The organism is Paraburkholderia dilworthii (assembly GCF_000472525.1).
Taxonomy (GTDB): domain Bacteria; phylum Pseudomonadota; class Gammaproteobacteria; order Burkholderiales; family Burkholderiaceae; genus Paraburkholderia; species Paraburkholderia dilworthii.
Genome location: NZ_AWZT01000094.1, coordinates 1 through 8,493 on the forward strand (window position 1 = coordinate 1; position 8,493 = coordinate 8,493).

Annotated in this window: 9 protein-coding genes and 2 pseudogenes; 3 read left to right on the plus strand and 8 right to left on the minus strand. The window is 56.8% G+C overall.

The features are described 5' to 3' along the window. Nucleotides 1-12: 12 nt before the first annotated feature. Entirely contained in the window at nucleotides 13-303 is a 291-nt protein-coding gene (locus tag F759_RS39650; RefSeq protein ID WP_084534448.1) for a GNAT family N-acetyltransferase, read from the plus strand. A 17-nt stretch (nucleotides 304-320) separates the two neighbouring features. On the opposite strand, the gene F759_RS45095 is transcribed toward F759_RS39650, so the two are convergent. Beyond that, complete coding sequence (locus F759_RS45095) at nucleotides 321-1,214, minus strand: ATP-binding protein (RefSeq protein ID WP_051377584.1); 894 nt, start codon at nucleotides 1,212-1,214, stop codon at nucleotides 321-323. An 84-nt stretch (nucleotides 1,215-1,298) separates the two neighbouring features. On the opposite strand from F759_RS45095, the pseudogene F759_RS44705 reads away from it, so the two are divergent. Together F759_RS44705 and F759_RS0134540 are read left to right on the plus strand one after the other, a co-directional pair. Further along, nucleotides 1,299-1,529 (plus strand): annotated as a pseudogene (locus F759_RS44705) (GNAT family N-acetyltransferase); the annotation flags it as partial. Nucleotides 1,530-1,798: 269 nt separating this feature from the next. After that, entirely contained in the window at nucleotides 1,799-2,374 is a 576-nt protein-coding gene (locus tag F759_RS0134540) for a GNAT family N-acetyltransferase (RefSeq protein ID WP_027803795.1), read from the plus strand. A gap of 127 nt (nucleotides 2,375-2,501) precedes the next feature. On the opposite strand, the gene F759_RS45365 is transcribed toward F759_RS0134540, so the two are convergent. The 7 genes and pseudogenes from F759_RS45365 to F759_RS41820 all read right to left on the minus strand — a co-directional run bounded on the left by F759_RS45365 (nucleotide 2,502) and on the right by F759_RS41820 (nucleotide 8,454). Beyond that, the gene (locus F759_RS45365) at nucleotides 2,502-2,642 is read right to left on the minus strand and encodes a hypothetical protein (RefSeq protein WP_407668571.1); all 141 of its coding nucleotides are present in this window, start codon (nucleotides 2,640-2,642) and stop codon (nucleotides 2,502-2,504) included. Further along, nucleotides 2,639-2,899, minus strand: a pseudogene (locus F759_RS45370) (VOC family protein); the annotation flags it as partial. The pseudogene F759_RS45370 and the gene F759_RS45365, both read right to left, overlap by 4 nt. Before the next feature lie 784 nt (nucleotides 2,900-3,683). Continuing rightward, nucleotides 3,684-4,064 carry a hypothetical protein gene (locus F759_RS41815; protein WP_244438996.1) on the minus strand — a complete coding sequence of 127 codons (381 nt, stop codon included), beginning with the start codon at nucleotides 4,062-4,064 and terminating at the stop codon, nucleotides 3,684-3,686. Between the two features lie 380 nt (nucleotides 4,065-4,444). Further along, nucleotides 4,445-5,461 carry a tryptophan--tRNA ligase gene (trpS, locus tag F759_RS0134555; RefSeq protein ID WP_027803797.1) on the minus strand — a complete coding sequence of 339 codons (1,017 nt, stop codon included), beginning with the start codon at nucleotides 5,459-5,461 and terminating at the stop codon, nucleotides 4,445-4,447. Between the two features lie 440 nt (nucleotides 5,462-5,901). After that, nucleotides 5,902-6,975: an MFS transporter gene (locus tag F759_RS0134560; protein WP_027803798.1), complete on the minus strand. Its 1,074-nt coding sequence runs from the start codon at nucleotides 6,973-6,975 to the stop codon at nucleotides 5,902-5,904. A gap of 293 nt (nucleotides 6,976-7,268) precedes the next feature. After that, nucleotides 7,269-7,574, minus strand: a complete 306-nt coding sequence (locus F759_RS0134565; RefSeq protein ID WP_027803799.1) for a HigA family addiction module antitoxin — start codon at nucleotides 7,572-7,574, stop codon at nucleotides 7,269-7,271. A 379-nt stretch (nucleotides 7,575-7,953) separates the two neighbouring features. Then, complete coding sequence (locus F759_RS41820; protein WP_084534447.1) at nucleotides 7,954-8,454, minus strand: GNAT family N-acetyltransferase; 501 nt, start codon at nucleotides 8,452-8,454, stop codon at nucleotides 7,954-7,956. Between the last annotated feature and the right edge of the window lie 39 nt (nucleotides 8,455-8,493).

Consider the following 8,493-nt stretch of genomic DNA (forward strand, 5'->3'; position numbering starts at 1 on the left):
GACGCAGATGCGATGCGCTTCTCGTTTCCGGCGATGACCCGCTTAGATCAGGCAGCGGACCGCATCACGCGTCTATTAAAAAAATCAGCTGACGGCGAGGACNTCGTTTGCGCGGTCGAATTGCAGACAACCAGCGAATTGCTCGGCACTTGCATGCTCTTTCATGCGGACGAGCAATGTCAACGCGCGGAAATAGGCTTTAGTCTGCAACGCGTGCATTGGAGAAACGGATATATGAATGAGGCGGCTTCCGCACTGTCAACGGCACTACAGTTTCCGTCGGCATCGGCACTTCAGATTTGATACACCGGGTTGTAGTGTTATTGCGGTGCCGAGCGCATTCCGTTGGCGGCGTTCTCCCTCGTTGTAGCTGATCTCTTCATAACCAGTCCAGCGCGTCGCTTGTCGCGTAGTCGATAGCTCTCGCCCTGGATTGCCACGACGTGAGCGTGATGCAATAGCCGGTCGAGCATGGCAGCAGTGAGCGTTGCGTCATCGGCGAACGTCTGGTCCCACTGCCCGAACGGAAGGTTGCTGGTCACGATCAGACTGCCCCGCTCATACCGTTTGGCGATCACCTGGAAGAACAGGTTTGCCTGCTCACGGCTCATCGGCAGGTACCCGATCTCATCGATGATCAACAGCCGGTACGGGTTGACGAACCGTTTGAGCGCGTCTGCCAGCTGATTCTGTCGATGCGCCGTAGTCAATATCATCAGCAGGTCTGCTGCGGTGATGAAGCGCACCTTGATCCCGGTTTGCGTTGCTGCATAGCCGAGAGTGGCCACGAATGCGAACAGATTCGCTCCTTTGCGCCGGCGGAACTCGACCCAGTCGACCTGCATCTGATCGCCCGCGGCAGTCTCGAATCGCACCAAAGGGTCGGGCGCCGGTACAGGCCGCAGTGTCGCAACGAACTTGCGCACGATTCTCTCGCCGCCATCGAATCCCTGCGACTGGATCTCGCGCCACAGAACTGTCGCTGGAATCCAGTCCGGTGCCGCTGACGCAATCCGTTCCCGAAGATAGGCTTCGAACGGTTTCAGTATCGACTCGCGCGGAGTCGCCGCGGGTCGAAATGTTGGCGCGTCCTGCGTCGCCAGATACTTCCTCACCGTGTTGACCGAGCAGCCAACCTCACAAGCAATGGCACGCAGGCTCTTACCCTGGTTGTGCAATATCCTGATCTGCATATATCCCTCGTAGGAGATCATCACCGCTCAAAGCGGCCATTATCCCTTCGTCGAGGTGTATCAATTCCTCAGTGCCGACGGTGTATCAATTTACAGGTGCCGATGACAGCACTAATCGAGCATGCGTTCGGCTCGCTAAATTTACGTCGGATTGAGGGGGATATCGACCCGCGCAATGTAGTTTCTGCGCGTCTTCTCGAACGACTTGGATTTGTCCGTGAGGGGCTGTTGCGCGATCGCTGGATAGATGGCGATGAGGTGTCGGATAGCGCGTTATACGGGCTGCTCGAAAGGGACCGTCCGGCGACACGGTCACTGGCTGACGTTAGGAAGTGAACTCGACGCTGTGCCTTGAACGACCGGAATTTTCTCTGATTGTCGCCAATTTGGTAGCGGCGTCGACTGACCGGAGTTGGCCGACCACGGTCCGACAGCAAACTTCGGCAGGGGGGATGAGCACCGCCATTTGCGATCGGCGGCACCCGACCCGAAGCAGTCGGCTGGCTGTTCCAACAGCGGACATTGACTAGTGCGTCGCCAGACGAACTGTTGACGAAAAATCTCCGACTGAACATACTCGCACGCCCTCATCAACGGAGAACGATGTGACGAGTGCCCTTCCCGATGCGCTACCTCAAATATCAACGGCACGCCTGAAACTTGCCCCGGCTTGTGAGCAGTTCGTGCGTGAGGTGCAGGGATACTGCACTGAAAATCGCGCTCATTTGCAGCCTTGGGAGCCTGTTCGAGCCGACAGCTTTTTTGCAGCACAATCAGTCGCGCGGCGGCTGTCCGCGATGGCGCATAACAACGCGTCAGGACACGCAGTGCATCTGTTATTAATCTCGCCGGAAAACGGAGAGATGGTGGGAGAATGCAACTTCACCAACATCGTGCGCGGGCCCTTCCAGGCATGTCACCTTGGGTTCTCGCTTGCAAAGCGGTTTGAAGGGCGCGGTTTGATGCGCGAAGCATTGACACCAGCAATCTCCTATATTTTCGATCAAGTCGGATTGCACAGGGTAATGGCGAACTTCAGGCCCGAAAATGTTCGTAGTGCACAGCTCCTAGAGCGGCTAGGGTTCGAGCGCGAAGGGCTGGCTCGGTCCTATCTAAGAATCAATGGGGTATGGGCCGACCACGTGCTCACATCGCTGCTTAACGAAATTGCAGCACATTGAACAGAATTCGCAGCGCTCGTTGCCGCCTTTCGACTTGTAGTTCAAAAAACCAAGAGTGCGGAGGCGTCCGTGAGTGCCGGCATGAATGCTTGGAACGTTAAGCCGGCATCCGGTTGCACTACGGTCATTACGAGGACCACACCGCGTTTTGCATGACGACTCGATACCCATCGGGGTCCGCGAACGTTTGGCCCGACACGTCCCAATACGGGTTGAACGGTTGAACGACGTGACGCGAACGAATCCGTTGTCGACAAGCCGGTCGCATGCCGACTCCCACTCTTCTCGGTCCGGAGCATAAAACACCAGCAAATCCTCATGCGTCGGTGAGGCCGCTACCGGGTGTTCGCGGCATTGCGTGAACTCGAAGTGATAGTCCATCCCGAAACGTCCGACCATCACCCCATCGAACCCCTGATGATCTTGGAATCGTGCCAGAACGACCAGGTTGAGGGCCGCGCAATACATGCTTTCAGACCGGGAAATGTCGCTGACAGGTCTGGCGATTCGGAGCTTTGCTTGCATCGAATGGTTATATAGGTCGTCGGTTTGGGGATTTCGAACAACTGACTTGCGAGGATACGTCGAACCAAAATTGTCGACAATTTATGCGGGCTTGTCGAATGACCGTTCTTGGCCGATTGGGTGAGGTCGCGAACGTCCGCTGAATGGCACTCGGCTCGCAAAGCTTGGCTTTGGTTGACTGACCGGTTTAGAGAAGGTCGGCTGACCGGAGCGGGTCGATGAAGGTCCGACGCCACTTCGATCTCACGTACGCATGCTATGCAATCAGCATCGGACGGCGATCGGCCAATAGCGGCCGGTCGACACCGCCAACCGATCTGTGACAATTTAGGCCTGTAGACTCCTACGATCCACTCGCGTGTCCAAGGCAACCCATTACGCTAAAGAGGGCAATAGCCGTCAGGAACAAGCCCACCAAGAGGTGCGCGAGGAGAAACTGGATGGGCGATTTGGACTTGTATATGACGCCGCCGCGAGTACGTGCCATCTCTTCTGTCTGGTAAGCAGATATTGTCGCGAGTATTCCCGCGACTGATGCGAGCAAGGTTCCGAGCCAGCCGAAGTGAATGGGGCTGGGTATGTACGCATAACAGATCACCCACGAGACTACGGCGAGCACGAGAAGAAGCAACACCGATTTTTTCATACTCAATATCCATATCGCTGTGGATCGGCTGCTACTGCCTTCGCCGTCCGCGCGGCTTGTTCTTCTGAGAGTTTTTGCCTGCACAAGCACCTGCACCAGTGCTGGAACGTCTCGGCTCGCACGGCAGCGTCGAAAAGATCAAGCAAACCGAAACGGCGTTCGTTGACTGTCATGCCCGCTATTAATTGCTCTTCCATGGTTCTGCTCGAAAAGGCTAAACGTGGATATGCAGAGTGCATTAGCGCCATTGAAACGACGCGGCTCGCACGAATTGTGCACGTGCCTCATCAGGTAGCCATGGAAACCCATTCTTGAGCCAGCTATCGCAAGCACCGCAGCATTTCGATATATCACTTGCTGCCATTTGTCGGAGCGGCACGCCTCCGCCCAGATCTGCCGAAACATGGTCTGGCCTTCGGAATCATCGGAGAGTTGATTCAATACAACCGAATCGAACGTCCACGGCTTCTGCCACTCCCGAAATGCAATCGCAGCTTTAATGAGGTCAGATTTGGCCATGATGCGAATATTCGAATTGTTGAGAACCGACGATATCATGGTGAGGTCCGCTTTCGGGCAGGTTGAAAGACCGCTTCGGGTCGATGAAGGTCCGACGCCACTTCGATCTCACGTAAGCATGCTATGCAATCAGCATCGGACGACGATCGGCCAAGAGCCGCCGGTCGAGGCCTCCATCCAGTTTGAATTACCAAGGCCTCGTCCGCCCCCGCGCAATGGCCGGTTTCCGGCGAGCAAATTGCCAGTCGTACTGCCTCAACGCGGCCATCTCCAGCCGTTCACGCGCGCGCTCCCAACGAGAGTTTCAATCGTCAAATTTCACTCCGATAGCGGTCGCTAGTCGCCGCTCCGAGCCAGCCCGACATAGCCGAAAGCCGCTTTCAATTCCCGAAGTAGGTCAAGCCTAGCGCGCTTTTAACCTCCGACAGCGTCTGTCCAGCCACCTCCCGCGCGCGCATCGTGCCACGACGCAGGATGGCAATCACTTCAGCACGGTCTTCCGCTAACTCGCGACGTCGTGCGCGAATCGGCTCAATAAGCGACTGGAGTCGGTCGTTCAGCATCCGCTTGACCACGCTATCGCCCAACCCGCCCCGGCGATAGTGAGTCTTGAGCTCCTCCACCTTCTGCAGGTCGGGCTCAAACGCATCGAGGAACGTGAATACGACATTGCCCTCAACCTGACCAGGGTCGCTGATTCGCAAGTGGTTTGGGTCGGTGTACATGTTGTTGACCGCCTTCGAGATGTCGTCAGGGGTGGCACCTAGTGTGATGGCGTTCCCGAGGGATTTGCTCATCTTGGCTTTGCCATCGATGCCGGGTAGCCGTGCGACCTGTGACAGCACAGCCTCACACTCGACCAGAACCGGTCGGTCGACGGTGTTGTTGAATCGACGCACCAGCTCGTTGGTTTGTTCGATCATCGGTAGCTGGTCATCGCCCACTGGCACATGCGTCGCCTTGAACGCTGTGATATCGGCTGCCTGACTGACCGGGTAGGTCAGGAAGCCAGCCGGGATGTCACGCTCGAATCCACGCAGGCGAATTTCCTCTTTAATGGTGGGATTGCGCTCGAGGCGTGCGACCGTCACAAGGTTGAGCAGATACTGAGACAACTCCGCCAACTCTGGCACCTGCGACTGGATGAAGATTGTCGACTTCATCGGGTCAATGCCCACCGCAAGGTAGTCGAGTGCTACTTCGAGGACATTCTCGGTGACCCTCTGATGCCGGCCGATATTGTCGGTCAGCGCCTGTGTGTCTGCGAGAAGCAGGAACTGCTGTGCCTCGTGCTGAAGCCGGACGCGAGCATGCAAGGAGCCAATGTAATGGCCAAGGTGAAGCGGGCCAGTGGTCCGGTCGCCGGTCAAGATAGTGGGTCGGTTTGCGCGTGTCATGGGCTGGGCTCTCAAATTTTTGACATCACCAGCCATCAGCGCGCGAAAACGAAAATGCCGCCAAGACTGGCGGCATCACGTTTGCAATATGCGAGGGGAAACGGGCCGCCGGTTCAGGCGTGCCACCAACGATGCAGTTTCAGCGAGGTCGGTTTCGTGTCCATGGATTCAAGTATAGCGCAACATCCGAGCATGCCGTCGTGGCGAGTAGCCAGCGTCGGGTAAGGGGTTGGACGCTGCCTTTTGATCGCCTATCGCCGAACGGCTGAAGTGGCTCGAGAGTACGCACTGACGACTGGCCGCTTCCGGGCAGCGGAATTCCACTGGCCGCTTTCCAGCGATGAGTTGGAAGAGAGGACTGACGCAGCCCGACCCGGTACAGTCCTTCAGTTCCCTCCGAAGCGGACGTTCAACAAGTCCGGCTAACTCTAGTACCTAACCTAATCGATGCGTTCTGTTGCAGCCATCCTTGGTATTTGTTCAGGCACTCTGCGGTGGAGGACGACGCATACGGACCCGAGTCCGATGGCGGTAGTCACGCCGAGTATCAAAAATACAATGCTAGCCGTCAGGTAGGTAGTCAACACGGCTCCGCCGCAAGGTGCCAGAAACTGGGCGAGCATGGTGCCCGACTGTAGCGTCGCGCTCGCACCAGCCACATTCGACGGAAAATGCCTGGCTAGATACATGCGACAACGGATTCTTAAACGCGCACCAACCAGCCCCGTTATTAAGAAGGCGCCCCCAAGCAGAAAGTGCGCAGGATACAGCGGAAGCCTGAAGATCGCACCGATCACCACGAATATTCCGGCGGACAAGATTGCCGGTGCAAACACTGAGCTAAGGCCAGTCTGGTCAGACTGCTCGCGGACTGGCAGCAAACTTCCCGAGACACCGCCCAACGCCGCGCAGGACACAAGCAGGCCGAGCACCGAGGCATCGAAACCGCGCTCCCGAAGCATCAACGGAAACTGGTTGTTGATCGCTGCTGACATTGCGACCGTGAGTGTCATGCAACAGAGCAACGGAAGAAGCGGGCCGTCCAGCCGTGTTTTAACGGCGACCGACTTCACCTTTGCACAGCGAGTTTCCACTTGGCCCGAGGTCGACAACAGCATCAACCCCATTGCCGCCGCGATCAAGATCATCGAGAGCTGCATTGCATGATCATTTCCAGCCCACGCGGCATAAGCTGCGCCTGCCGCTGGCGCGGCGACTTTTGCAATGCTCTGGGCAAGGGACAGCATGCGGAATGCATCGGTTTGCTGTTCATCTTTGAGCGTACTCGTCACGTAACGCATCTCCGCCGGATCGACGAAGCCGAGCGCGGCAGATTTCAATCCGATCACGGCCAGAAAGACGACGAGATTGCCTGCGTGCATGAGCGAGACCGTCGTGCAGAAGGTTCCTCCCAGCGCTACGACAATCACGACCAGGCTCGGGCAGTACGACACGACACGTTCGATGACTCGCGTAAGCAATACGGACGGCAAAAGCAATGCAGCACTGAGCATAACAAGGTCGCCCGGCGTAGCCTGGAAACGCCAAGCGGCGATGCTCAGGATGGTAAGAAAGTTGAGCCAACCAGCGAAGCTTGCCAGGAAGCTGCCCGCGAGAAAAGCAATGAAGCGACGATTGACCAGGATAACTGCTCCTTGCTGTTGCGCATTGCTTTCGTGGTTCGAACAGTGGACGTTACGACGCCTTCGAACGAAATCGAATAGTTCTGCGAAATAAATTATAAAAGCTAATCCCTTCGCAAGCGACGGTTGCCGCTACGAACAGGAACGGTTGCGACGCGTCATACTCAAAACAATGCCGATTGCACCTCGGGCACGATCTGCACCACGTCTAACTCGGGAAAGCGTCTGCGCGCATTCTCCAGGTCATGGAGTACTTGCCGCTGCAGCCACGTCTCCGCACTAATACCGAACGCCTTGGCAAGGCGCAAGGCCATTTCAGGAGAAATACCAGCCTTGCCGCCCAGAAGGTTCGTCAGTGCCTGTCGGCTCACGCCAAGCGCAGCCGCGCCTTGCGTGACGCTTAGATCGAAGCGCTCGAGACACTGCTGTCGGACCAGCACACCGGGATGTACATATTCTGAATCTGCCATGGGGCTAACTGTAGGCCGAGTATTTTTTTGCGTCAACTGACAAGAATCAGTTGTCACTTTTGGGTCAATGCGTCGGCGGCGGCGTGTCCGCTTGTGCTTTCTTCTTGTGCCTCGTGCTGAGTGGTCCGGCCTCCGGAACCGCAAATTCGCACGGAGCGCCCGGCGTGCAGCATGTCTCGCCGGACGGGTCAGCCATAGCTTCGGCGCGCCCGCAGGAAACTGACTCCTGCGGGTTCAGAGGCTTGTGCCTGGCAGTGCCGGATTGTTGACGATGAATGAGGTGGCGGCGGCTTGTGGCCGCGTGCCGTTTCATATGAATCACATAGCTGCTTTGGTCTTGGATAGCCATGCTCGACAGCGCGTGGGCCGGATGACACAGTCAGCAATCCTCGTTGCGGTCATCCATGGGAGGGTAGTCTCCGACTGGATCGCCGGATGGGACTCGGGTCGAATCGTCAATGGATGCGCGCATCCAACAATCGCGCGATATCGAAAAGGCGCGGATAGCGTCTGATGAGTCGGATTCACCTTTTAATGTTTCACCTGAGTCGATTTGATGCAATCCCAACTTGAGGAGCGTGTTGACGCTACGTTGATTCCAAGTTGCAGCGCCTGCCCAGACTTCCTGTATTGCCATGACGGTGAATGCATATCGGACAGTAGCCGCAGCTGCTTCCATGGCCAAGCCTCTGCCCCAATACGAAGGACGCAACCAAAAGGCCAGATTCCAGCTCGCCGACTTATCTCGTTGAACGAGCGATACTTGACCGATGCAACGCTNACCTGAGCGAAGGTCCATCGAAAACACGCAGGCTCTCCCGTCCAACGACATCGCGAGCATCGAATCCAACCAAGGTTTCAGCTTTCCTTGCCGTTGCAAATTGGCTAGTGGAAGTTCTGCAGGGAACCCCGGCGCTCC

Excerpts from the sequence above, each read along its gene's own strand:
- F759_RS0134565 (WP_027803799.1), bottom strand. The coding sequence starts at position 7,574 with ATGGCAGATTCAGAATATGTACATCCCGGTGTGCTGGTCCGACAGCAG.
- F759_RS45095 (WP_051377584.1), bottom strand. The coding sequence starts at position 1,214 with ATGATCTCCTACGAGGGATATATGCAGATCAGGATATTGCACAACCAG.
- F759_RS45365 (WP_407668571.1), bottom strand. The coding sequence starts at position 2,642 with ATGCGACCGGCTTGTCGACAACGGATTCGTTCGCGTCACGTCGTTCAA.
- F759_RS41815 (WP_244438996.1), bottom strand. The coding sequence starts at position 4,064 with ATGGCCAAATCTGACCTCATTAAAGCTGCGATTGCATTTCGGGAGTGG.
- F759_RS0134560 (WP_027803798.1), bottom strand. The coding sequence starts at position 6,975 with ATGCTCAGTGCTGCATTGCTTTTGCCGTCCGTATTGCTTACGCGAGTC.
- trpS (WP_027803797.1), bottom strand. The coding sequence starts at position 5,461 with ATGACACGCGCAAACCGACCCACTATCTTGACCGGCGACCGGACCACT.